At 59.2% G+C, this 25,072-nt stretch carries 19 protein-coding genes and 1 pseudogene; 10 read left to right on the top strand and 10 right to left on the bottom strand.

The genetic code is table 11. The annotated features are described in order from the left end of the window. Nucleotides 1-32 precede the first annotated feature (32 nt). From mlaD to ppc, 4 genes and pseudogenes are all read right to left on the bottom strand, one after another. Nucleotides 33-518 carry an outer membrane lipid asymmetry maintenance protein MlaD gene (gene mlaD / locus HY028_09845; protein MBI3345135.1) on the bottom strand — a complete coding sequence of 162 codons (486 nt, stop codon included), beginning with the start codon at nucleotides 516-518 and terminating at the stop codon, nucleotides 33-35. Next, a pseudogene (gene mlaE, locus HY028_09840) lies at nucleotides 519-1,301 on the bottom strand (lipid asymmetry maintenance ABC transporter permease subunit MlaE). Further along, nucleotides 1,301-2,104: an ATP-binding cassette domain-containing protein gene (locus tag HY028_09835; protein ID MBI3345134.1), complete on the bottom strand. Its 804-nt coding sequence runs from the start codon at nucleotides 2,102-2,104 to the stop codon at nucleotides 1,301-1,303. Before HY028_09835 ends, mlaE begins: the two are co-directional and overlap by 1 nt. An 83-nt stretch (nucleotides 2,105-2,187) precedes the next feature. After that, nucleotides 2,188-4,983 carry a phosphoenolpyruvate carboxylase gene (ppc, locus tag HY028_09830; protein ID MBI3345133.1) on the bottom strand — a complete coding sequence of 932 codons (2,796 nt, stop codon included), beginning with the start codon at nucleotides 4,981-4,983 and terminating at the stop codon, nucleotides 2,188-2,190. Between the two features lie 313 nt (nucleotides 4,984-5,296). On the opposite strand from ppc, the gene HY028_09825 reads away from it, so the two are divergent. After that, nucleotides 5,297-6,646, top strand: coding sequence for a diguanylate cyclase (locus tag HY028_09825; GenBank protein MBI3345132.1), 1,350 nt, complete (start codon nucleotides 5,297-5,299; stop codon nucleotides 6,644-6,646). Between the two features lie 46 nt (nucleotides 6,647-6,692). On the opposite strand, the gene HY028_09820 is transcribed toward HY028_09825, so the two are convergent. The 3 genes from HY028_09820 to glgA form a co-directional block, all read right to left on the bottom strand. After that, nucleotides 6,693-7,310, bottom strand: a complete 618-nt coding sequence (locus HY028_09820; GenBank protein ID MBI3345131.1) for a phosphatase PAP2 family protein — start codon at nucleotides 7,308-7,310, stop codon at nucleotides 6,693-6,695. Nucleotides 7,311-7,316: 6 nt separating this feature from the next. Then, complete coding sequence (locus tag HY028_09815) at nucleotides 7,317-7,886, bottom strand: DUF4337 domain-containing protein (GenBank protein ID MBI3345130.1); 570 nt, start codon at nucleotides 7,884-7,886, stop codon at nucleotides 7,317-7,319. A 124-nt stretch (nucleotides 7,887-8,010) separates the two neighbouring features. After that, a complete protein-coding gene (gene glgA, locus HY028_09810) occupies nucleotides 8,011-9,468 on the bottom strand; it encodes a glycogen synthase GlgA (GenBank protein MBI3345129.1) in 1,458 nt (485 codons plus the stop codon). Between the two features lie 55 nt (nucleotides 9,469-9,523). Between glgA and HY028_09805 the strand changes: the two genes are divergently transcribed. The 4 genes from HY028_09805 to pgi all read left to right on the top strand — a co-directional run bounded on the left by HY028_09805 (nucleotide 9,524) and on the right by pgi (nucleotide 13,932). Beyond that, entirely contained in the window at nucleotides 9,524-9,709 is a 186-nt protein-coding gene (locus HY028_09805; GenBank protein ID MBI3345128.1) for a hypothetical protein, read from the top strand. 31 nt (nucleotides 9,710-9,740) lie between these two features. Further along, a complete protein-coding gene (gene gnd / locus HY028_09800) occupies nucleotides 9,741-10,673 on the top strand; it encodes a decarboxylating 6-phosphogluconate dehydrogenase (protein MBI3345127.1) in 933 nt (310 codons plus the stop codon). Nucleotides 10,674-10,770: 97 nt separating this feature from the next. Further along, nucleotides 10,771-12,279, top strand: coding sequence for a glucose-6-phosphate dehydrogenase (locus HY028_09795; GenBank protein ID MBI3345126.1), 1,509 nt, complete (start codon nucleotides 10,771-10,773; stop codon nucleotides 12,277-12,279). Between the two features lie 12 nt (nucleotides 12,280-12,291). Further along, nucleotides 12,292-13,932, top strand: coding sequence for a glucose-6-phosphate isomerase (gene pgi / locus HY028_09790; GenBank protein MBI3345125.1), 1,641 nt, complete (start codon nucleotides 12,292-12,294; stop codon nucleotides 13,930-13,932). Nucleotides 13,933-13,978: 46 nt separating this feature from the next. On the opposite strand, the gene HY028_09785 is transcribed toward pgi, so the two are convergent. The 3 genes from HY028_09785 to HY028_09775 all read right to left on the bottom strand — a co-directional run bounded on the left by HY028_09785 (nucleotide 13,979) and on the right by HY028_09775 (nucleotide 17,735). Further along, nucleotides 13,979-15,775, bottom strand: coding sequence for an EAL domain-containing protein (locus HY028_09785; GenBank protein ID MBI3345124.1), 1,797 nt, complete (start codon nucleotides 15,773-15,775; stop codon nucleotides 13,979-13,981). A 335-nt stretch (nucleotides 15,776-16,110) separates the two neighbouring features. Continuing rightward, on the bottom strand, nucleotides 16,111-16,401 hold the full coding sequence (locus HY028_09780) for an EscU/YscU/HrcU family type III secretion system export apparatus switch protein (protein MBI3345123.1): 291 nt from the start codon (nucleotides 16,399-16,401) through the stop codon (nucleotides 16,111-16,113). After that, nucleotides 16,398-17,735, bottom strand: a complete 1,338-nt coding sequence (locus tag HY028_09775; GenBank protein MBI3345122.1) for a flagellar hook-length control protein FliK — start codon at nucleotides 17,733-17,735, stop codon at nucleotides 16,398-16,400. The genes HY028_09780 and HY028_09775 overlap by 4 nt, the downstream gene beginning before the upstream one ends. Before the next feature lie 150 nt (nucleotides 17,736-17,885). Here HY028_09775 and HY028_09770 point away from each other — a divergent pair, with 150 nt between their 5' ends. From HY028_09770 to HY028_09750, 5 genes are all read left to right on the top strand, one after another. Next, entirely contained in the window at nucleotides 17,886-18,803 is a 918-nt protein-coding gene (locus HY028_09770; protein ID MBI3345121.1) for a pentapeptide repeat-containing protein, read from the top strand. Nucleotides 18,804-18,895: 92 nt separating this feature from the next. Continuing rightward, a complete protein-coding gene (locus HY028_09765) occupies nucleotides 18,896-19,282 on the top strand; it encodes a hypothetical protein (protein MBI3345120.1) in 387 nt (128 codons plus the stop codon). A gap of 55 nt (nucleotides 19,283-19,337) precedes the next feature. Continuing rightward, entirely contained in the window at nucleotides 19,338-20,654 is a 1,317-nt protein-coding gene (locus HY028_09760; protein MBI3345119.1) for a TolC family protein, read from the top strand. After that, the gene (locus HY028_09755; GenBank protein ID MBI3345118.1) at nucleotides 20,651-21,985 is read left to right on the top strand and encodes an efflux RND transporter periplasmic adaptor subunit; all 1,335 of its coding nucleotides are present in this window, start codon (nucleotides 20,651-20,653) and stop codon (nucleotides 21,983-21,985) included. The genes HY028_09760 and HY028_09755 overlap by 4 nt, the downstream gene beginning before the upstream one ends. After that, nucleotides 21,982-25,071: an efflux RND transporter permease subunit gene (locus HY028_09750; protein MBI3345117.1), complete on the top strand. Its 3,090-nt coding sequence runs from the start codon at nucleotides 21,982-21,984 to the stop codon at nucleotides 25,069-25,071. Before HY028_09755 ends, HY028_09750 begins: the two co-directional genes overlap by 4 nt. Nucleotide 25,072: the final 1 nt, after the last annotated feature.

Genomic DNA, 25,072 nt, shown 5'->3' with positions numbered 1-25,072 from the left:
ATAGAAAATGCGCGGTCTGAATAGCGGCGCGGTCACTTCTTGTCCTTGCCTTCCGCCGCCTTGCTGAAAAGGAATTCGCCGATGATCTTTTCCAGCACCAGCGCCGACTGGGTCAATGTAATTTGATCGCCGTTCTTGAGTAAGGTTTCATCGCCGCCCGGCTCCAGGCCCACATATTGTTCGCCCAGCAGCCCGGCGGTGAGTATGCTGGCCGAGGTGTCGGCGGGGATGTCGCGGTATCTGTTCTCGATGTTCAGCGTTACCCGAGCCTCATGGGTGGTCTTGTCTATGCCGATGGCGGTGACTCTCCCCACCCGCACGCCCGCGATAGTGACCGGTGCGCCGCTCTTCAGGCTGCCGACGTTGGCGAACTTGGCCGTGATCTGATAACTGTTATCGGCATTCAGGTCGCCGAACACGTTAAAGTTGCTGACCTTGATGGCCAACACGAGCAGGGCGGCGAAACCCAGCGCGATGAAGATCCCGACGGAAACTTCGATGGTCCTGGTTTGTAGCATTTAAGTTTCTCCAAACATCAGCGCGGTCAATACGAAATTCAACGCCAGTACGGCGAGCGAGCCGTGCACCACGGTGCGGGTGGTGGCGCGGCTTACGCCCTCGGAGGTGGGCAGGGTGTCGTAACCCTCGAACACGGCGATCCAGGTCACCACAAAGCCGAACACCAGGCTCTTGACGACGCCGTTCAGGATGTCTTCGCGAAAGCCTACATGGTCCTGTATCTGCGATCAGAACGTACCTTCGTCCACGCCGAGCAGCCCCACGCCGACAAAATAGCCCCCATATATTCCCACGGCGCTGAAGATCGCGGCGAGCAGTGGCATCGCGATGAAGCCCGCCAACAGGCGCGGCGCGATGACGCGGGTGATCGGGTCTACCGCCATCATCTCCATCGCGGAGAGCTGTTCGGTGGATTTCATCAGTCCGATCTCGGCCGTCAGTGCGGAGCCGGCGCGTCCGGCGAATAACAGCGCCGAGACCACCGGCCCCAGTTCACGCACCAGCGATAAGGCCACCACCACGCCGAGCGACTGCTCGGCCCCGAAGTCCACCAAAGTATTATAACCCTGCAGGCCTAACACCATGCCTACAAACAGGCCCGAGACGACGATGATGAGCAGCGATAATACCCCTATCGAGTGGACCTGCTGAATCACCAACAGGGGGCGCCTCGCCAAGGCAGTGAGGCCGCGCAGGGTTTGCAGCAGAAACAGTGTCCCGCGCCCCACGCGCTCGAACACCCCGAGCCCCCATTGGCCTAGGCTTTGTAACCAGTCTGTCATCAGCCGCTGTCCAGCAGATCTGCGCTGTAGTCGGGGGCCGGGTAGTGGAAGGGCACCGGCCCGTCGGCGAGCCCTTGCAGGAATTGCTGCACCTGGGCCGACGGCGATTTGGCCAGCTCGTCAGGCGCCCCGTGGCCGATGACCTTGCCCTCCGACAGCACGTAGATGTAATCGGCGATGCTGGCCGTCTCCGTCACGTCGTGGGAGACCACAACGCTGGTGAGGCTCAAGGCGTCGTTGAGGGTGCGGATGAGCTGCACGATGGCGCCGAGCGAAATCGGGTCCTGACCGGCAAATGGTTCGTCGTACATAACCATCATGGGATCGAGGGCGATGGCGCGCGCCAGCGCCACGCGCCGCGCCATGCCGCCCGACAGTTCGCTAGGCATCAGGTCGCGGGCGCCGCGCAGGCCCACCGCCTGGAGCTTCATCAGCACCAGATCGCGGATCAAGGGCTCGGGGAGCTTGGTGTGCTCGCGCAGCGGAAAGGCGATGTTGTCGTAGACGTTGAGATCGGTAAGCAGCGCGCCGCTCTGAAACAGCATACCCATGCGCTTGCGCAGTTCGTAGAGTTCGCCGCGCGAGAGCTTGGCAATATCCAGCCCGTCCACCATCACGCTGCCGCTCGCGGGGCGCAATTGCCCGCCGATCAGGCGCAGCAAGGTGGTTTTGCCGGTGCCGCTCGGCCCCATGATGGCGGTCACGTTGCCGCGCCGTATGTCGAGATCCACGCCGTCGAAGATCACGCGCTCGCCGCGCGCGAAACGCAGATTGCGGATTTGGACGAGGGGCGGTTGCTGCATGGTCGGTTGTTCCGATTCTGAGAGGGACAAGTATCGGTAACGGGCTGAGTTAAGTCAATTAGAGACTCTTGACCGGCTGGTGCTTAACCCGTATTCCGCATCCCCGCCGCGATGGCGTTGATGCTGCGCAGCAGCGGCATGAGCCAGACGTCCTTGGTCGTCTCCGATAGATTAGGATCACGGTAACGCCTGAGCAGGGTGAGCTGGATCGCGTTGAGCGGATCGAGATAGGGATTACGGCGGCTGAGTGACAGCGCCAGTGGCGGGTTCTCATCGAGCAGTGTGACGGACTTGGCGACCTTCAGGATTTCCTTCACGGTGCGCTCGTATTCGGTCTGGATGACGGGGTAGATGCGTTCGGCGAGCGTGATGTCTTCGCACAGCCCGGCATAATCCCTGGCGATATCCATATCGGCCTTGAACAGGGCCATCTGGGTGTTGCTGAGCAGCGCCCGGAAGAACGGCCAGTCGCGGTACATGGCTTGCAGTTGGGCGAGACGCCGCGGGTCTTCGCCCTGCCAGCGTTGCAGCGCTGCGCCGATGCCGTACCAGGCCGGCAGGGTGTGGCGCGACTGCGCCCAGCCGAACACCCAGGCGATGGCGCGGATGGAATTCTTGGAACGATCGGCCTTGTTGCGGTGGGAAGGGCGCGAGCCGATGTTGAGTTGTCCGATTTCGTTGATGGGTGTCGCCTGGTAAAAATAATCGAGCAGGCCGGGAGTGCGGTCAGTGAGATCACGGTAGGTGGTCTCGCCGCTCTGCGCAAGTTCGTTCATGATGCCGAGGTAGTCGGGATTGTCCTGGCCGGGAGGCTGGATCAGGCTGCGGCTGGCCTTGATAAGCCCAGTGACGCCGACCGAAAGTTCGTACACGGCGGTTTCAATATTGCTGTACTTGTACGAGACCATTTCACCTTGCTCGGTGAATTTGATCTGGCCGCGCACGGTGCCCTGCGGCTGCGCCAGGATGGACTCATGGGTGGGGCCGCCGCCGCGCCCGATGGTGCCGCCGCGCCCGTGGAACAGCCGGCATTCGATGCCTCGCGCGGCGGTGAGGGCGGTGATCTTTTTCTGGGCCTCGTAGAGATTCCAGGCCGAGGCAAGGATGCCGCCGTCCTTGCACGAATCGGAATACCCCAGCATCACCTCTTGCAGATTGCCGCAAGCCTTGAGCAGCGAGAGGTAAGTGGGGTTGTCCAGCAAGGCGGTGAGCAGGGGTTCGATGCGGGTCAGGTCTTCGATGGTCTCGAATAAGGGCGTGACGTGGAGGGTGCAAAACCAGCCGTGGTCGTTGCGTCCCGCGAGACCTGCGAGACGCGCCAGCAGCATCACCTCGAGGACGTGGCTCGCCTGATGCGTCATGGAGATGACATAGCTGCCGAAGGCCTGCGGGCTCACCTCCGCGCGCATTCGGGCCATGACCCTCAAGACCTCCAGCGATTCCTGGGTCTCGGGGCTCAGTACCGCCGGATCGGTCAGCAAGGGCTCGCGGCGGGCGATGGCCGTGGTCAACGCTTCGATACGCTCCGCTTCGTTCAGGCCCGGATAATCAATCTTGTCAGGTTGCGCTGCGAACAACTCCGCGACGGCCCCGGTGTGGCGGGATGATTCCTGACGCACATCCAGACGCAACAGGAAAAAACCGAAGGTCTCCACCAGCCGGATCAGGTCCTTGAGTTCGGCGTCGGCGATGTTGCGGTCGCCGTGCGAGCAGAGCGAGTCATAGATCAGATACAGGTCGTTCAATAATTCCTGTTCAGTGGCGTAGGCGCCTTCCTGCAGCGGCAGGTCCTCGCCCTGCAGGCGCTTGCGGATGGTGCGCAGATTGCAATCCAGCCGGTGGCGGATGATGTAAAGCTTGCGGCGATACGGTTCGTTACTGAAGCGATCCCGATTTTCGCCGAAGGTTTTGCCGCAGAATTGTTCGCTGAGCTTGAGACTTTCCAGCAAGGCCGGGGTAGGGGTGCACAATTGGCTGGAATAGGTCAGTATCCGGCTCAGCGCGGTGACGCGGTTGAGATACTCCAGCAATACCGCACGGGCCTGCAGGCGCAGGGCCAGCGCCGTGGTTTCGGGTTTGACGTTGGGGTTGCCGTCACGATCACCCCCTATCCAGGAGCCGAAGCGCATGAAACTCGGCACCCGCAGGGAGGCGTCTTTCCCATAGGTGCGTTCAATGGCCTGTTCCATGTAACGGTAGGTGGTCGGTATTGCCTGGAACAGACATTCGTGGAAATACAGCAGGCCGTTTTTGATTTCGTCGCGCACTTGCGGGCGCTGGACGCGCATCTCGTCGGTCTTCCACAGGATCTGAATCTGACTTTCCAGCTTTTCGATGACCTCCTCGCGCTCGCGCTTGCCGAGCCGCGAGTCATTGAGGCGTGAGCTGGTGACGAAGATCCGCCGCAGCGCCTCCATGATGGTCTGCCGCTTGGACTCGGTGGGGTGTGCGGTAATCACCGGAATATAGGCAAGACGATCGAGCAGGCTTTGCAACTGCTCGGGTTTGATGCCCTGCGAGTGGAGCTGACGCAGGGTGTGATCGAAGGAGCCTACCCACAGCGGCCCGCCGGCGCGCACCTGCAGGCGGCGTTGCCGGTGCTGATAGTCTTCCTCCGCGATATTGACCAGGCTGAAATAGGTGCTGAAGGCGCGGATCACGTGACTGAGTGTCTCGGTATCCAGGGTATTGATAAGCTGTGTGAGGCGGCGCCGCTTGCGCGGATTAGGTTGTTTGCGCAAGCCGATGTAGCCCTTGCGCAGCATCTCGACCGCTTTAAGCACACGGCCGCCGGCCTGTGTGTGGAGCACATTCCCCAGCAGGCTGCCTAACAGCTTGACGCGGCTGCGCAGTTCCTTGTCGCTTAATTTACTGGCCATGGATTAGGTCGTAGTGTTTTGGGTGTCGTTGGGCAGGGTAGACCAGTCTTAAGGGCATCTCTAAAAATGCGTCTTTTGCTTCAATACTGCGTTGCAGCTTGTCTGCTCTGCTCACATACTGGCGTGTATGCTGCCCTGCTCGACGGCGCTGCGCCTTGTCTTGAAGCAAAATCCATCATTTTTAGAGGCGCCCTTATGGAATTGAAGGCTCAAGGTTTTGTGAACTCTCTATTATACCCAGATTCTGCGCCGATCTTCATCCGGGCGCCTGGATGCTATTGCACGGTCAAGATCGCTGGGATACCGTTGGGGGGTGCAATGGTTCTATAACCTCAAAATCCTGACCAAGCTCATCTTGGCGTTTCTGTTCCTGCTCGGCTTGTCCGGGTTTATTGGGGTCTACGCCCTTGAGCACTTGGGTAAGGTCAAGTACGTCTCGACCGAGATAGAGCTGGACTGGCTGCCGAGCATAGTGGCGAGCGCGAATATCAATAATCATATTGACCAATTCCGCATCGCCGAGGTGCAGCATGTCCTTTCTACTTCCGAAGAGGATAGGCGTTCCTACGAGCAGGAATTAGACAAGCAATTAAATAAAATTACCACCGCGCAGCACGATTACCAACGCCTGATTTCCATACAGGAGGAGGAAAAGCTCTACCAAAATTTCGTACAGGCCTGGGATGCCTATCTTAAAGTTCACGCGCAGATTATTGTGTTCTCCCTGGTCAACAAAGATGAGGAGGCGTGGGCCTTGCTGCGTGGAGAATCTCAACAGCGCTTTAATGAGATGACGCAGCATTTGGATAAGCTGGCTGCTCTTAATATAAAGGGCGGGGTGGAGGCGAGCCGTCGTGGCGATCGTCTTTATGAATCGGCGCGAGTCTTGATTGTCGCCGCCTTGGTGGTTTCGCTGGTATTGGGGTTGGCGCTGGCAGTCGTTATTTCCGGCTATATCAGCCGCCGGCTCAAGGCGCTCGATGGGGCGGCGCGGCGGATGGCGGCGGGCGATCTCGATGTCGAGATCGCCGCGACCAGCCAAGACGAGTTGGGCAGCCTTGCCGTGAGCTTGCAGCGAGCGGTGGAAAATACCCGTGCAATGGTCAACAAGCTTCGTGAGGCGCGGAGAGAGTCCGCCAGCCTTGAATATCAGGCAACCCATGATCCGCTCACCAAGCTGCCCAACCGCGTCTTTTTATACACGCAGGCCGGGCAGCTCATGCAGGCGGGTCAGCGCAAGCATGATATCGTCGGGTTGTTGCTCATGGACCTCGACTCCTTTAAGGAGATTAATGACCTGCACGGGCATCAGATAGGGGATCTCTTATTGGAGCAGGTGGCCGAGCGGCTGGTGAAGGCGCTGCGCGAGAGCGACACTGTGGCCCGTTTGGGCGGAGATGAATTTGTGGCCTTATTGCCGGGCATAGACTTGGAAGGGGTCATTCGTTGTGCCGAGAAGATTCTCAAGGCATTGGAAGTGAAGTTTGTCATTACAGGTTTGATTCTCAAGACCAGCATTAGTATCGGGATTGCTCTCTGGCCTGAACACGGCGCGGATATCGGCAGCCTGATGCGTTGTGCGGACCGTTCGATGTATAAGGCCAAGCAGACACACAGCGGTTATTGGGTGTGTACCAGCGAAGAGCGGGACAAGTCGCATTAATCAGTAGCTGGGTTTGTTGAGAGGCTGATAAAGAATCTCTGATGTGTCAGAGCGTCCCCGGTTTGGCACGGTAGCGAAGCAGACTGTGTAACGCGCCGCGCACCAGCAAGACCACCATTAAACTGGATAGATAACCGGCGAGCACATCGGCGGGAAAGTGTGCTCCCAAACTGACGCGTGATAACCCCACCCACAATACCAGGATGATGCCGGCGATCCGCGAGTAACCATTCAGTACCGGCCACAGGCTTGCCGCCATCAGCATGGCGAAGGAGGCGTGTCCGCTCGGGAGACTATAATGGTACTCGGGTCTCCCCACGATGTGCACAGTGCCCTGCGACAAGGCGAGCGGAGGACGGGAAAAATCGAGCGCGGGTTTAAGCCAGCTCAGCAGGGCTTCATCGAGTAGATAGGCTATGCTCAATACGCTGATTACCATTAACCAAGCCAGGGCTCGCTCGCCCGAACGGTTTTGCGCAGGATTTCTGGAAACTGAAAGTACGGCAACTACGGCCAATAGCGCCAAATAAATCTCAAAATTCGTATGGCTGCCGAGCTGCGTGCCTAACAGCATGATGCGGTCTATCACTTCACCGCGGAGGTCGTTAATCCAGTGAAATACTCTGACGTTAGCACCGCCCCAATCGTAGAGAATCTCCTTCATGGGGCGCTACATCAACCAGGCGATGACCCACAACGCAATCCCACCCGCGGCGGCAACGCCCGCGGCGGCGAACAGCCAGGTTCTGCGGGTGAGTACGGTGATGGAGGCGAGCGAGATGGCGATCTGAATGAAGGTCATCGCCTCGGCCAATTTGTGATGCGGACGCATGAACTGTTCGCTTTGTGCATCCGCCTGTTTTGATGCCATTTCCAAAGCCTCCGCCTTCAATTTGATCTCGGCTTTTTCCGTCTCATATTTTTCAATCTGCTTTTTGTAATACTCCTGCTTATCGGCAGGCGCGATGTCCGCCGCAAGCTCCATAAGGTGACCTTTGTTGCTCTTGGCCTGATAGAAGTTCCACTGGTCAGAGGCCTCGGTCTTTTTCAGCACGGCCTCGTTTTTGGACAACATCGCCTCGTTTTGCGTGTTGCCGCCCTGATAACTGACGATGGCGCCGAACGTGGCAAGCAAGGCGGTGAAGATTGCGACGTATTGCGCCAGGCCGGAACCGCTCTGCGCCTGGTGCTCGACTTCATGCTCATGCGCGCCGTGTACATGAAAGCCATTCTCTGACATGGTTAATCTCCTTGTAAAATACTAATGAAGTTCATTAGACAGCACTCTCCTATACGTTTCCCTTCCCCTATACTAGCGGGAGAGACGGAGTGGGGATAAGTAAAACAGGATTGATAATCGCCGCCTAAGCCGATCGATGATCGTCCAATGCCTGTTGATAGACAGCGAGATACTGTTGCGCACTTTTTTTCCAACTGAAATCCTGCGCCATGCCCGTCTTGACCAGGCGCTGCCAACGCTGGGTTTGAGTGAACAGGCTGAGAGCGCGTAACAGAGTGGCCAGCAGCGCTTGTGGCGCGGGGGTGTTGAATACGAAGCCAGTGGCGGTTTCTGCAGCTAATGTCTCTGCGCTGGCGTCCACCACTGTGTCGGCGAGGCCGCCGGTGCGGCGCACGATCGGCACGGTCCCATAGCGTAGACTGTAGATCTGATTCAGTCCGCACGGCTCGAAGCGCGAAGGCATGAGGAACATGTCAGCCCCCGCCTCGATGCGATGCGCCAGGTCCTCGCTATAACCCAGATGTACAGCGATGCGTTCCGGATGGGCCTTGGCCCAGTCTTGCAAGGCCTGTTCGAGGGTGTCTTCGCCGCTGCCGAGTAGAACCAGTTGCACGGGATGACGGAGCAGTTGCGGGAGAACGGCCAACAGCAGATCCACACCTTTTTGCTCCACCAGCCGCCCGATCATGCCGATCAGCGGCACGTCTTTCAGCACCGGTAACTCGAAGCGCCGTTGCAGATCGGCCTTGTTGAGCGCCTTGAGATGTATGGTCCTGGAGTCATAATTTTTTACGATAAAAGAGTCGCGGGAAGGCTCCCACACGGCGTAGTCGGCGCCGTTGAGGATGCCGGTAAGGTCATGGCCGCGGTGATTGAGCAGCCCTTCAAAACCATAACCCAGCGCCGGGGTGCGTATCTCCTCGGCATAGGTGGGGCTCACCGTGGTAAGACGGTCGGCGTACACCAGCCCGCCCTTGATGAAGGAAAACTGCCCATGAAACTCCATGGCCTCGGGGCTCCATAGCACACTGGGCAGATCGAGTAATTCAAAAATCTCCCGCGCGAACAGACCCTGGTAGGCGAGGTTATGCAGAGTGAAAACGGTCGCGGGGCGGCTGGTTTCACGGGCCAGCAGGGCGGGGATGAGGCCGGTCTGCCAGTCGTTACAGTGCACCAGATCGGGCTGCCAATTGAGGCCCGCCCGGCCGAGCGCGAGGGCGGTCACGGCGCGCGCGAACAAGGCAAAGCGCGCAGCGTTGTCCGGCCAGTCGCGGCCATCGGGGTCTGCATAGGGCCCGCCCGGCCGATCAAAGTAGTGAGGTGCATCCACCAGCCAGACCGGGACCGGACTGCCGGGAAGTTGACTTTCTAATATGCGCACCGCCGTGTCGGCGCATTGTAAGGCGGCAATGACCTGAAACCCCTCGATCTGCGCCAGCGCCTCACGGTAGGCGGGCAGCACCAGCCGGACATCCTGCCCGAGTTGGCTCAGCGCGATGGGAAGACTGCCGGCGACGTCGCCCAGGCCGCCGGTCTTGATGAGCGGGTGCGCCTCGCTGGCTGCGAAGAAAATCTTGTGCATGGCCTATTTTGCTGCGAAAGTGTCTCTGTATAAAGCTATTCTGTAGGAGGTTGGCATGATTATCGCCTTATTATTGGTTTGCCAACAGGATGTTGAAAAAGCCCTTCCATGGGCTTTTCCAACACACAAAGCAAAAAGTGCGGTTTTTGCTTTGTTTCATTTTTCAAACACATACAGCGTGTTTGAAAAATGGCAGCCCATCCGTGGGCTGCACGCAGGCTGTTTCTCAACAGCCTGCTAACACAACTATAATGAAAAACGAGGAAGCGGTCATGAGAATAGCACTGATTGGTCTGGGCAAGATGGGCGCCAACATGGCGCGACGCTTGTGCCGGGGCGGCATCGAGGTCGCCGGTTTCAACCGCTCGGCGGAGATCACCCAACAACTCGCGCGCGAGGAGGGTTTGATCGCGGCGTTATCCGTCGCGGAGGCGATTGCCCAACTCAAAACCCCGCGTGTCCTATGGCTGATGCTGCCGAGCGGCGCACCGACCGAACAGATGATAGAGGAATTGATTCCGCAATTGACGCGGGGCGACATTATCGTGGACGGCGGCAATTCGAATTACCACGACAGCGAACGGCGCGGCGCACTGCTAGCCGGGCACGGCATCGGATTCATGGACGCCGGTACCTCGGGCGGCGTCTGGGGATTGCAAAACGGCTACTGCCTGATGGTGGGCGGCAGCAAAGAGACCGCCGCCGTGCTGGCGCCGGTGTTGAAAGTGCTCGCCCCCGCGCCTGATCGGGGCTGGGCTCATGTCGGTCCTGTCGGCGCCGGGCACTTCACCAAGATGATACACAACGGCGTCGAATATGGGATGATGCAGGCCTTTGGGGAGGGGTTGTCCCTGCTGCACGGCAAGCAGGAATTCAATCTCGATCTTGCGCAGATCACCGAGTTGTGGCGCCACAGTTCCGTTGTGCGCAGTTGGCTGCTCGATCTCACGGCCGAGGCCTTGAACAGCAAAGGTACGCAGAGCACCGATCAATTCCTGGAGCAATTTTCAGCCAAGGTGGACGACTCCGGCGAAGGGCGCTGGACCGCCATCGAGGGCGTGGATCAAGGCATCGCCACCCCGGTCATGACGCTCGCTCTGCAAATGCGCTTTGCAAGCCGCGACAGCGGTTATGGTTATCGCCTGCTGTCGCTGATGCGTAACGCCTTTGGCGGCCATGCCTCACACACGAAGGATAAAAAATGAAACCTGTGCAACTCTCCGTCTCCCTCACCCCGCCCTCTCCCGAGGGGAGAGGGCGTTCTTGTTTCCTGCTCCCTGCGGGAGCAGGAAAGGATTCGATATGATTGAACCTTGCACCTTTGTCATCTTCGGCGCGACCGGCAACCTTTCCCAGAATAAATTATTGCCGGCCTTGTACCACCTCGAACAGGCTGCACGTCTGCCTGAAGGCATGGTGATCATGGGCTTCGGGCGGCGCGAGTGGACCACCGAGCAATGGCGCGACGAAGTGGCCGCCCTGTTAAAGACCCGCGTCCGGAAAGGGCTGGATGAGCAGGTGTTTGCCCATTTCTGTACACGGTTGCATTATTTTCACGGCGATCTCGAGGATGTCGAGTCCTATCATCGCCTGAAAGACACACTCACAACCGCTAATCATTTCCCGGGCAATGTGGTGTTTTACATGGCCATCCGTCCGGCCGAATTTTCGACGGTGAGTCAGCATCTGGCCGACGCCGGCCTGCCTCAAGAGGATGGCGGCTGGCGGCGGCTGGTCATCGAAAAACCTTTTGGCTATGACGTGGAAAGCGCCCAGACCCTTGAGGAGCGACTGCACCGGCATTTTTCAGAGCAACAGATCTTTCGCATTGACCACTACCTAGGCAAGGGCACGGTGCAGAACGTGTTGGTGTTCCGCTTTGCCAATATCATGCTGGAGCCGTTATGGAACCGCAATTACATTGACCACGTGCAGATCACCCATTCCGAAACCCAAGGTATCGCCGGGCGCGCGGATTATTACGACGGCGCAGGCGCGCTGCGCGATATGTTGCAAAGCCACCTGCTGCAGATGTTGACCTTAGTCGCTATGGAGCCGCCGGCCAACATGGACGCCGAGTCGCTGCGCGATGAAAAGGTGAAGGTATTGAAATCCATCCGGCCCATCCCGCAGAGCGCGGTGCACGCGCACGCCTTTCGCGCCCAATACGGGCGCGGCGCCGTGGACGGCCAAAAGGTCGCCGGTTACCTCGATGAGCAGGGCGTCGCACCCAACAGCACCACGGAGAGTTATGCGGCGATCAAGTTCTACATTGACAACTGGCGTTGGCGCAACGTGCCGTTTTATGTGCGCACCGGCAAGCGCATGGCCAAGCCGACCTCCTATATCGCCATCCGCTTCAAACATGCGCCGCAGCAGTTATTCCGCGAGGCCGTGACGGAGCAGTTGCGTCCCAACTGGATCTTGCTCGGCATACAACCCGAGGAATGTCTGCGCGTCGAGATTCAAACCAAACTGCCGGGGCTCAAGATGCATACCCGCACCGTGAGTCTCGATGCCAGTTATCGTGAAGAATTCGAGGCCCAACTCGACGCCTATGAAGCCTTATTGCTGGATGTGATTGAAGGTGATCACTCGCTGTTCCTGCGCTATGACGAGGTGCGCTGGGCCTGGAAGGTAGTGGACCCGATTTTGAAGACGTGGTCCATGGAACGTGATTTCATTCACAGCTATCCGGCCGGCGCATGGGGCCCCGCCGAGGCCAACCGGCTGTTCGAGCGTGAATATCAATGCTGGCGCAATGAGATAAGTCTGGGAGGTGATGTCAGCGGTGATGTCTGTGTTTATTAGCAGAACGATAACGTGAGTTCGTTGACCCAATCCAAGGCCTGGCTGGCCTTACAGGCGCACCATAAAAAGATCGCGCCGCTGCACATGCGCGAATTGTTCGCAGCCGATCCGCAGCGCTTTACAAAATATTTCCTCGCATTTAAGGACATCCTGCTCGATTACTCAAAAAACCGCATCACAGAAGAGACCTTGTCTCTGCTGTTCGCGCTGGCGAGACAGGCCGATCTCAAGACCTGGATAGAGAGCATGTTTTCCGGTGAAAAGATTAACGTCACCGAGCAGCGCGCCGTACTGCACGTCGCCCTGCGCAATCGCTCCAACCGGTCTATTGTGGTTGACGGCGTAGACGTGATGCCTGAAGTTAATCGGGTGCTGGCGCAGATGAAGATATTCACGGAGTCGGTGCGTAGCGGCGCCTGGAAGGGTTATACAGGCAAGACCATTACCGACATCGTCAACATCGGCATCGGCGGCTCCGATCTCGGTCCGGTGATGGTTTGTGAGGCGCTCAGACCTTATGCAAAACCGGGACTGCAAGCACATTTCGTATCCAACGTGGACGGCACGCATATCGCCGAGACGCTCAAACGGCTCAATCCTGAAACAACCCTATTTATCATCGCCTCCAAGACCTTCACCACCCAGGAGACGCTGACTAACGCCCACACTGCGCGCGCATGGTTTTTAAAAGCTGCCCGGGACGAAACAACGGTGGCCAAACATTTTGTCGCGGTTTCCACGAATGCAAAAGAAGTCGCAAAGTTTGGCATCGATACACGCAACATGTTTGAGTTCTGGGATTGGGTGGGCGGGCGTTATTCGCTATGGTCGGCCATCGGGCTGCCCATCGTGCTCTCTATCGGCATGGACAATTTTGAAGAATTACTCGCCGGCGCGCATGACATGGATGAACACTTTCGCAGCGCTCCCTTTGAAAAAAATATGCCGGTCGTTCTGGCGCTGCTGGGTATTTGGTATAACAACTTTTTCGGCGCGCAGACGCACGCCATCTTGCCTTACGACCAGTATCTGCACCGCTTCCCCGCCTATTTTCAGCAAGGCGATATGGAGAGCAACGGCAAGAGCGTCACACGCGACGGCGAATGTGTGGACTATTCAACAGGGCCGGTGATCTGGGGCGAGCCGGGCGCCAACGGGCAACATGCCTTTTATCAATTATTGCACCAGGGCACTCCGCTTGTCCCCGCCGACTTTATCGCGCCGATAGAAACACATAATCCCATCGGCGATCATCACAGAATCCTGCTATCAAACTTTTTCGCTCAGCCCGAGGCGCTCATGAAAGGCAAGACGGAACACGAAGCGCGCGCGGAGTTGGTAGAGGCCTTCGTTAGCGGCGCGGCGTTGGAAAAACTGCTGCCGCATAAAGTCTTCGCAGGCAACAAGCCCAGCAACTCTATTATGCTCAAAAAGATAACGCCGAAGAGTCTGGGCGCGCTGATCGCCCTTTACGAGCATAAGATCTTTGTGCAGGGCGTGATCTGGAATATAAACTCCTTCGACCAATGGGGCGTGGAACTGGGCAAACAACTTGCGCAAAAGATTCTACCCGAGTTGAAAGATGCCGCGCAGGTCACGTCACACGACTCGTCCACCAATGGCTTGATTAACTATTACAAGACTCAGGGGTAGATCTACAAGGCAGCAGGTTGTCGCACATCACAAATTCGAGCCCGATTTAATACCGCACCAACGCCGCCTGCGGTTTGCCGAGATAATGTCCTTGGGCGTAATCCACGCCGTATTCCTTCAGCAACTTCAGCGCCTCGGCCGTTTCTACGAATTCTGCGACGGTCTTCTTGCCCAGGGTGTGGGCGATCTCGATCATGGATTTCACCAGTGCCTGATCCACCGGGTCGTTCACGAGATTGACGATGAAGATGCCGTCAATTTTGAGGTAGTCCACGGGGAAGTGCTTGAGGTAATTGTAGGAGTTAAACCCGGCGCCGAAGTCATCCAGGGCGAACTGGCAGCCCAGCGCGCGGATCTGCTCCACCACCTTGCGGGTCTGGCCGATGTTGGCGATCGCCGCGGTCTCGGTGATCTCAAAGGTGATGCGCCGCGCGTCCACCCCGGTGACGCGCAGCTTGTCGCGCAGCAGCGGGAGCAGGGCCGGGTCGGCCAGGCCCTGGGTGGAGAGATTGATGTTGACGGCGAGATGCGAGAGGTGCGCGGGCAGGTTGTGCAGCCAGTCCAGCGCGGCGCCGATGACCCAGAAATCAACTTCCTGAATCAATCCCATCCGCTCGGCGATCGGAATGAAATTGGCGGGCTCGATCAGCTGATCCTCGTCGCCCAGCATGCGGATCAACACCTCGTAGTGAGTGATCTTGTCATCCGAGAGCTGCAACACGGGCTGAAAGACTAAACGGAAGCGGTCATGGGTCAGGGCGTGACGAATCTGCGGGCCCCAGTAGACATCGCTTTGCAGCGCGTGCATCACACTGTCGCCGGAGTTGTATTTGTGCACGCGGTTGCGGCCCTTCACCTTGGCCATGTAGCAGGCTTGGTCGGCCTGGGCCAGGATCTCGCTGGCGGTGACCTTGTCGCGCGGGTAGATCATCGCCACGCCGATACTGACGCCGATGTAGTAAGTCTTTTTGCCGGCTTGATATTTGAATTCATCCAGGGCCTGGCGTATCGCCTCGGCGGTTTCCATGGCGACGTGCTCGGTGGTGTTATCTATCAGCACGGCAAACTCATCGGAGCTGATGTGTGCGATGGTGGCGTGATTCCCCAACAGGTCCCTTAGGATCGCCGCCACGTGCACCAGCAGGTTGTCGCCGGCATTATGGCCTTCGCTGTCGTTGATGACCTTGAACTGATCGAGATCCAGATAACACAGGGCGCCGGTGCGCTGGTGGTGGTGCGCGGAGATGACGGAAAGCTCCAGCAGCTGTTCCAGGCGTCTGCGGTTGTAGAGGCCGGTAAGGTCATCATGGGCGACCAGATATTCCAGGCGCGCTTCGGTGGCCTTGTAATTGACCAGCTCGGTTTGCAGTTCCCTTTCCCGGTGTTTGCGCAGATCGCGCTCTATCTTGAGGAACAGTGAGGTGGTGAGGCGCGGCAACAGTTCGGTCGGCGGGATGGGGTCAAACAGGATGTCGGTGGCGCCGACGGTATAGCCGGAACGTATAATTTCGGCCTGATCGGCGGCCGGCGGGCTCAGCAGAAGGATAGGAATCGTACCCAAGTCCACGTGTTCGTGCAGGCGACGCCCTAGGCTGTAGGCGTCCATGTCCGGCAACCGGGTGTGCAAGAGTATGGCTTGGATATCGCTCTGTCCCTCTTGCAGGCTGAGTTGCAGCACGGACAGCGCCTGATGTCCGCTGGGAGCCGTGAGAATATTTTGAAAGCCCCCGTCTTCAAGCATGCGGGTCAGGTGCGCACGGTGCTCGGGCTCATGATCTATAATTAGAATGCGCCGCTGCAGCACGTCCGTAAGACGCTTTTGGCCCTTCTCGCTAGCCAACACACGGCCCTCCGTTAAATCTCGTTGTTGAATATTGGATAGCCATGTCGTCCCACCTTTCTGACCCCTATGTCAAAATGCCGACATACTAGGGGAATATGCTGATTTATACAACTCAAGACCTCTAAGAGGCAAACAGATCTTAACTATTTCTTAAGGAAACTCTGAAAAATATATCGCCAACCGCCAAGGCGCCAAGGTCACCAAGAAAAAAGGCTTGAATTTGTAAATAAAAGTCTTGGCGTTCTTGGCGTCTTGGCGGTTCAACATGCATAAATCAGAGCTTCCTTAACATATTAGCGGCCGGACTTACCACTTCTTGAGTTACGCATGCCACGTTACGCTTCTGAAGCGCGAATGGGTACCTTACCGCTCACCATGTAGGCAAAGGCGATGACCTCCGCCACGGCCTTGTACAAAGCCACGGGGATTTCATCCCCTAGCTCCAGTTTCGCCAGCACGGCGACCAGAGCCGGGTTCTCGTGGAGTGGAATATGGTGCTCCTTGGCAAGCTCCAAAATCTTTTCCGCGACCAGGCCTTCTCCCTTGGCGGTGACCCGCGGCGCACCCACGCCCTCATAGCGCAGCGCCACGACCTTGTCCGGCGGGCGGTCAGACACGGTACTCATATCTTGATGTCCAGCAGGGGAGGAGACCCGTGGTTGTTTCGTGGCGGTGGCCTGCACCCTGTGGCACAACTGATGGATGCAACATTCAGACCGGCTTTGTTCATTTGATTGCGTAACTGGTCGAGATGCCGGGTCAGGAGTTCGACGGTCTCCCCCTGGTCGGCCCAGAACGAGGCCGATACCTTTTCTTCGCGTAGACTTACCTTTATATGTAGCGGTCCCAGCCCTTTAAGATCCAACGCCAGCGTGACCAACCAATCCTTCCGTTCCTGCCCGGCCTGCTCCGGGTGAGACGATGGGTCGTCGGCCTCGATGCGCACTTGAATGACGTGAGACTCGCCCGCGTGCCGCACGGGTAATTCGAGGACCCACGCAGGCGGACTGGAATCGCTGTTTGGAAGGCTGGCCAATTGGCTGAGTTGCACGCGGGCAAGGCCTCCCTGGACCTGATTTAACAGCTCAGCAGTGGTTTCGGCCCGCAACCCGGCCTCGGCGAGTGTTGGGCCGGTTACCGGCTGCGCATGCACCGGCGCGCCGCGCAGGGGGGGTGGGGCGGACGTTGCTGAGTCTGAAAGCGGTGCTATGTTTGCTTGAGCATGAACGCGTGTTTCAACGGCGGTTCCGGTCTGAGAGGGCATTTGGGCCGGTGCCGGTGAGGACGGTGAAGCAGGGTTCGTCTGCGACAGTTTGCCCGGCGCGGATGCCGTTGCCTCTGTGGTGAGCAGGACCTCGCGCAGGCGTAATAATCCGGCCTTGAAATCGGTTTCCAGTGCAGTGGTATCCGCCTGGCTCAGACGAGCTTCCAGAAACAGGCCGGAGCGCTGCAATGAAGCCGACAGGCCGGCGCCTGTCGAGAGATCCTGGGGCGTGGACAAGGTGCTGAATACTTGCCGGGCAGTCTCCACCACGGCAGGCGGCAAGCCGGACACGCTGCCGTTTTTCGTCTGCGCCAGCCAGACGAGATTCGCCAATAAGGGGGACAGGGGAGCCTGCCTCGGCAGGGCGGCGCGCAGCGACTGGTTGAGTGTATCGGTCGTCGTTGGGGCTAGCGTTGTCTCCGGCGTCATGATCTGCAGCACCGGTGGTGCACCGGTGGCGATGACCTTTACCTGTAAGGTTTGTCCGGGGGTGAGCGGCAGGGTGGTCTGAGTGCTCATCAGCGCGCCGTTGATCCGCAGCAAGGTGACGCCGTCCTGCGCAGGAGCGAGCACTTCCGCGGTTAAGGTTTGCCCTATCTGCCAGGAGCGCAGAATAGCAGGGGTGTCCCCCGGGGTTAACTTGGAGGTGAAGGGTGCTGCGCTGCCGGTGATCTGTGGCGCTTGGGAGTTGTTCACTATATAAAGGAAGCCATTTTATACCCCCTGACAATAGAATATCGGCCGCACAGCGCGGCTCTTGAGAGGGTAGAGCCAAATTTTTGGCATTGATTTTGCAATATACATGAGTTGTCTAATCCAGCTTGACCGGTAATGATGTAGGCAACGATGCAGGCAAAACAATTATGGTATACCCGCCGTGGCGGGCAGGTGCGGGGCCCCTTTCCAACGGGTCTGGTGAGCCGTTATATCCTGCTTGGCCGGGTTCACGAAGGCGATGAGTTGAGTGTAGACATGGAGGAATGGCAGCCATTGTCGGCATTTCCCCAATTGCACCCGTCCATCCTCCGCGGGCCGGGCGACCAGGCCGATGAAGACGAGCAACTGCAGCGGCTCAAGGATGCGCGGCGCTGGGAGGACGAGCGCAGCGGTATGGACCGGCGCGATCGTGCGGAAGGCGCAGGGGAATTTGCCCGGCAGCGGCGCCGGTTCAGCGACCGCCGTCAACCCGAACCCGTCGAGCTTATCCAGCATCGCTTGACCAAGGCTCATCTGCGCAGTGTTGCAGCTCCGCGGCGGGAACGTTATCTGCCGCAACTATTCCTCGCACTGGTTCTGCTGGGAGGGGTGGGCCTGCTGGCCTATTATTATCCGAACCCCACTATCAATCCCACGTCGGAGTGCCAGGCCCCGCCGCGCCCCGGCGTGAACTGGAGTAACTGTGCGCTGGAAGGGGCTGCGCTCAGCGGGCAGGATCTGCGCGGCGCCATACTGCGAAATGCCAATCTCAGCGGCGCGGATCTGCGCCAGACCCAAATGCCGGGCAATGACCTCTCTTACAGCAATCTCAACTCCAGCGATCTCAGCGATGCCGAGTTGAGCCGGGCGAAGATGAAGGGCGTGAACCTGCGTAACGCCAATCTCACTAATACTCATCTCAGCGGCGCGGATCTGTCCTACGCCGACCTCACCGGCGCGAATCCGGACGGCGCCGACCTCAGCGGCGCGAATCTGGAAAACGCCATCTGGATAGATCAAACACTGTGCGGCCCCGGCTCCATCGGCCAGTGTCTGCCCATCCGGTGAGTGTCACCTCTTGCGAGGCCGTAACTTAAGCAGTAGAATGGAAAAGCTATGTGGATCGGATCAAGCGTAGCGGATCCGACAGAGAGTTACCCATGCTCCATTATTTGCGTCAACGCCGCCACACACTAGCCCGCAGCGTGCTGGCCTTGCTCGCCATGGTGTGGCTATCCGTGGCGTTGCAGCCGTGCGTAATGGCGGCCGGGGCTGCGGCCGTCGAGCCGGGTATGTGCCCGGAGTGCGTGCAGCAGAAGGCCGATGCCGGTCACACCGATTGCCAGCCCGGCGTGAGCTGCGCGGTCTCGCGGCATGTTCAGGATTCCGATCAAGCCGGTTTCGCGGAGCCTCTGTTTCTGCCGCCCGCGCCTTCGGCGCGTATCGGCATCAGCCCTGTTTTAGAAACTGCGTCTCTTACCCCGGCGGCTCTCCCCGAGCACGCCAATCCTCCTATCTTAACGAGGTTCTGCATCCTGCAAGTCTGATGATTCGTCCTTGAGTTTCTAAACGTCCGTTTAGTTTTCTTTAAGGAGAGCCGTCATGTCTCACTGTTTCCAGAATTATCTGGTTTTTTGTATTGCCGCACTGCTGGTGCTGACCGTGGCGCCGGTCAACGCGGCCGATCATCCCGATGACGTACAGGGACGTAGTAATGTCGCGGGAGGCAGGATGCCGGGAGCGACAATCCCGCTGACCTTGAGCGAGGCGGAACAGTTGGCGCTCGCCGCCGATCCGCTGTTGCCGCGCTACGGCGCACTCGCCGCGGCCGAGCAGGAGCAAGCGGTGGCGGACGGCCAGTTGCCCGATCCTACGCTAAGCCTCGGCCTGCAAGACGTTCCCACCCGTAATCTTAGTGTCACCGGCGATGACTTCACCATGCTCACGTTGGGCGCGCAGCAAGCCTTCCCGCCGGGAAACAGTCTGCACTTCAAGCAGCGCCGGGCGGAGGCGATGTCGGACGCCGAACGGGCGCGTGCGGAGCAGCAGCGGCGCAACGTGCTCAACGCCGTGCGCGCCGGTTGGCTGGAGGTGTACTACCAGACGCAAGCCCTCAGCGTGGTGCAACAGTCGCAGCAGCTGCTCAAGCAATTGACCGAAGTGGCGCAGTCGCAATATGGCGCGGGTCTTGCCACGCCGCAGGATCTATTGAGCGTGGAACTGGAGCAGCGGATGGTGAAGGAACGGCTGGCGGGCATCGAGACCGAGCGCGCGGTGGCCCAGGCCGAACTCGCTAAATGGCTGGGTTCGCATCAACCGGAGCGGCCGCTCGCTCAAGATTTTCCCGTGCTCGCCGAGCCGGCGCGTCGTGAGGAGATCGAGGCGCGTCTGGATGCGCATCCGCTCATGCGTGTGGAGGATGCTCTGGTGAACGCCGGGCAGAGTGACGTCGAGATCGCACGCGCCCAGTACCAGCCGGGCTGGGGGGTGGGGGTGAATTACGGCCTGCGCGGCGGAGGGCGCACGGATTATGTATCGGCGATGGTCACGGTGGAGTTGCCTCTGTTCCCCGACAAACGTCAGGACAGGCGGCTCGCCGCGAGCCAGCAACAGGTGCATGCCGCGCGTTATGCGCGCGACGACCGCAAGCGCGACCTGCTGCACGCCCTCGCGACGGATTACGTCGCCTGGCGACTGCTCGGGGAGCGCGACACGGCGTATCAGAACGAAATTCTTCCCCAGGCCCGGCAAAATACCGAGGCCGCGATCAAGGCGTATCAGAGCAACTTTGGCGCCTTTTCCGAAATTATCCGCGCACGCAATACCGAGCTGGAAGCCAGGCTGCAAGGCCTGCGTCTGCGGGTGGATCGCGCCAAGGCCCAGGCCCGATTGTTGTATCTGCAAGGAGAATCATCATGAAGCCGCGGATCTGGGTGGCAGTGCTCGTCGTATTGAGCGTGCTGGCGGGTATGGCCGTGCAACGTTACGGGCTGAACGGGGGAAAGATGGATAGGGCGCCGGCGACTTCCGCTGACGTCCAGGGAAAGAAGCCAAAATTCTACCGGCATCCCATGAACCCGGCGATCACCGCCGACAAGCCCCTCAAGGACGAAATGGGTATGGATTACATCCCGATCTACGATGATGCATCTAACGTACAGGGAAGAGCGATAGCGAAGGGTTCTGCTAATGTTGCGGGAGGCAGGATGCCGGGAGCGACCGGAGGCGCGGCCGTCGTCACCATTTCACCTGCGATGGTCAACAATATGGGCGTACGCACCGAGCCTGCGGAGCGCAGTGTGTTAAAGCGGCGCATCGCCGCCGTGGGTTACGTGAGCTGGGATGAGGACCGTATCCGGCATATTCATCTGCGCTATGAAGGCTGGATCGAACGCCAGCATGTCACGTTTGTGGGTGAAGAAGTGCACAAAGGCGATCTGCTCTTCGAGGTGTTTTCACCCAAACTCGCGAGCGCCCAAGAGGAGTACTTGCAGGCCGTCGCGTCGGGCAATAATTTTGTGCGGAGTGCGGCGCGCGTGCGTTTACGCTCCCTGGGCCTGGCGGAAGAGCAGATTGCCGTCCTGGATAAAACCCGCAAGGCCGAAACGCTGATCAAGGTCTACGCGCCCGCCGACGGCGTGGTGGAATCGCTGGGCGTGCGTCAGGGCATGTTTGTGGAATCCTCCACGGTGGTGGCGAGTCTGGTTGATCCGGCTAGCGTATGGGTGGTGATGGATGTGTTCCCGCAACAGGCCGCCGGTTTGGCCGCCGGTACGGACGCAGAGCTGCGTGTCCCCGCACTGCCCGGCAAGGTGTGGCGCGGCAAACTGGAGTACGTATACCCCAGTGCGGACCCCGTGACGCGCACAATCAAGATGCGCTTGCGGTTCGATAATCCCGATCTGTTGTTGAAGCCCAATATGTTTGCCGAGGCGTACCTCCACGCAGGCGATGAGCGTGTGGCGCTCAGTATCCCGCGCGAGGCGCTGATACGCACCGGCACGGAGAGCCGGGTGATTGTGGCCTTGGGTGAAGGCAGATTCGCGGCGCGCACGGTCGAGGCGGGCGCCGAATACGGTGAGCGCACCGAAATTATTTCAGGTCTGGAAGAAGGGACGCAGGTCGTTACGTCAGGGCAATTTCTGCTCGATTCCGAAAGCAATCTCAAGGCGGGATTGCAACGCCTGAGTGCGCCGGATGCCGAGAAAAATGTGGTGACCAAAGGCCGGCGCGCGGGAGGTGCACCATGATCGCATCCGTCATACGCTGGTCGCTCACAAACCGCGCATTGGTGCTGCTGCTGGCGCTGTTGCTCAGCGGCTTTGGCGTATACGCCGTGATGCGTATGCCGCTCGACGCCATTCCCGATCTGTCCGACGTGCAAGTCATCATCAAGACCAGTTACCCGGGCCAGGCGCCGCAGGTGGTAGAGGATCAAATCACCTATCCCCTCGCCACGACCATGCTGTCGGTGCCGGGCGCCACCACGGTGCGCGGTTACTCGTTCTTCGGCGATTCGTATATCTATGTATTATTCGCCGACGGCACCGACCTTTATTGGGCGCGCTCGCGCGTGCTGGAGTATTTGAGCCAGGTGACCGACCGTCTGCCGAAGGGCGCGCGTACCGCGCTGGGACCCGATGCCACCGGCGTGGGCTGGATTTACGAATACGCGCTCATCGATCGCAGCGGCAAGCACGATATAGCGCAGTTGCGCAGCTTGCAGGATTGGGTGCTCAAGTTTCAACTGCGCGCCGTGCCGGGCGTGGCCGAGGCGGCCACGTTGGGCGGCATGGTGAAGCAATACCAAATCGTGGTGAACCCTGCGCGCCTGCGTGCTTACAACCTCACCCTGGCGACGTTGCGCGCCGCCGTCGAGCAGGCCAGCCAGGAAGTCGGCGGATCGGTAATTGAAATGGCCGAGGCGGAATACGTGGTGCGCGCCAAGGGTTATCTCACGGGGATCGAAGATTTGCGCGCCATACCCTTGGGCGTCAGCAAGAACGGCACGCCGCTGTTGCTCGAAGACGTGGCCGAGATCCGCCTGGGCCCGCAACTGCGTCAAGGCATTGCGGAACTGAACGGCGAGGGTGAAGTGGTGGGCGGCATCATCGTGATGCGCAGCGGCTACAACGCGCTGGACACCCTCTCTGCGGTCAAGGCCAAGCTGGCCGAAATCAAGAAACAGCTTCCGCAAGGCGTGGAAATCGTCGAGACCTATGACCGCTCCAGCCTCATCCGGCGCGCGGTGGATAATCTCAAGGAAAAATTGATTGAAGAATTCATCGTCGTGGCGCTGGTCTGCGCGGCGTTTTTACTGCATCTGCGCTCGGCCCTGGTGGCGGTGGTCAGCCTGCCGCTGGGCATACTCGCCGCGTTCCTGGTGATGTATTACCAGGGCATCAACGCCAACATCATGTCGCTGGGCGGCATTGCCATCGCCGTGGGCGCGATGGTGGACGCCGCCATCGTGATGATCGAAAACGCGCACAAACATTTGGAGCGCCATGGTGGGCATGACCGCTGGGAGTTGATGTACAAGGCAGCCTCTGAGGTCGGCCCGCCTTTATTTTTTGCGCTGCTCATCATCACCGTGAGTTTTCTTCCGGTGTTTACCCTGGAAGGCCAGGAGGGACGCCTGTTCGCGCCGCTTGCCTACACCAAGACCTACGCGATGGCGGCCGCGGCGGGGCTTTCCATCACGCTGGTGCCGGTGCTGATGGGGTATTTGATTCGCGGCCGGGTCATTGCGGAGCATAAAAATCCCATCAACCGCGTACTCATCGCCCTGTACAAGCCGCTGCTGCAAAACGTGTTGCGCATCCCTAAGTTGACGGTGCTGGTTTCCGTCTTGCTGGTGGTGAGCATGATGTATCCCTTGAGCCGCTTGGGCAGTGAGTTTATGCCCGACATGGACGAGGGCGACCTCATGTACATGCCCACGCTGTTGCCGGGTGTGTCCATCGGCAAGGCGCAGGAATTTCTACAGCAGTCCGACAAACTCATCAAGACCGTTCCCGAAGTGCGCAGCGTGTTCGGCAAGGCCGGACGCGCCGACACGGCTACGGATCCCGCGCCGCTCAGCATGCTGGAGACACTGATTCAATTCAAGCCCAAAAGCGAGTGGCGTCCCGGCATGACGCTGGAAAAACTGAAACAGGAACTGGATCGCATCGTGCAGTTCCCCGGTGTGGCGAACGTCTGGGTCATGCCCATCAAGACGCGCATAGACATGCTGGCCACCGGCATCAAAAGCCCGGTGGGCGTGAAGATCGCCGGGCCTGATCTACAGGTGATAGACACACTCAGCAAACAGGTCGAGAACGCCTTGCGCGACATCCCCGGCACCACGTCGGCGTATGCGGAGCGTGTCACCGGCGGGCGTTATATCATGATTGATATAGACCGCCGCGCCGCCGCGCGGTATGGGCTGAACATCGCCGACATCCAGGAGGTCATCAGCGCCGCCGTGGGCGGCATGAACATCGCGGAGACCGTCGAGGGGCGTGAGCGCTATCCGATCAACATCCGCTACCCGCAGGAAGTGCGCGACTCGCTGGAACAACTGCGCCTGCTGCCCGTGGTGGCCGCCGGCGGCGCACAGATCGCGTTAAGCGACGTAGCAAAGATTGAAATCGCCGACGGCCCCGACATGCTCAAAAGCGAAAATGCCCGGCTCAGCGGCTGGATTTATGTGCAAATCGAAGGGCGTGACCTGGGCTCCTATGTGAGCGAGGCAAAACAGCGTGTTGCGGATCAAGTCAAACTGCCCGCCGGCTACACGCTCGCCTGGTCCGGCCAATACGAATATTTGGAGCGCGCCAGGCAACGGCTGCAATACGTCATCCCGTTCACGCTGGCGATTATCCTGTTGCTGCTTTATCTCAGCTTTCGCAACCTCACGCAGTCGCTGATGGTGATGGGCGCCGTGCCCCTGGCGCTGGTGGGCGGCTTCTGGCTGTTGTATCTGCTGGGTTATAACTTTTCCGTCGCGGTGGGTGTAGGCTTTATTGCGCTGGCCGGTGTGGCCGCCGAATTCGGCGTGGTGATGCTGGTGTATCTCAACCAGGCCTACGCGCGGCATCAGCCCAAGACACTCGCCGAACTGCAAGCCGCCGTCATCGAAGGCGCCGCGCTGCGCGTGCGCCCGCTCGCCATGACCGCCGCCGTCATCATCGCCGGACTGTTACCCATCATGATCGGCAGCGGCACCGGCTCCGAAGTCATGAAACGCATCGCCGCCCCCATGGTTGGCGGCATGATTACCGCGCCGCTGGTTTCGCTGTTTCTGATCCCGGTGTTATATTTACTGTGGAAGCGCCGGTCCGTAGAATGAA

Source organism: Gammaproteobacteria bacterium (genome assembly GCA_016195665.1).
Taxonomy (GTDB): Bacteria; Pseudomonadota; Gammaproteobacteria; order SURF-13; family SURF-13; genus JACPZD01.
The sequence above is the reverse complement of the archived record's forward strand: the minus strand, read 5'-3'. Positions and strand labels throughout refer to the sequence as shown.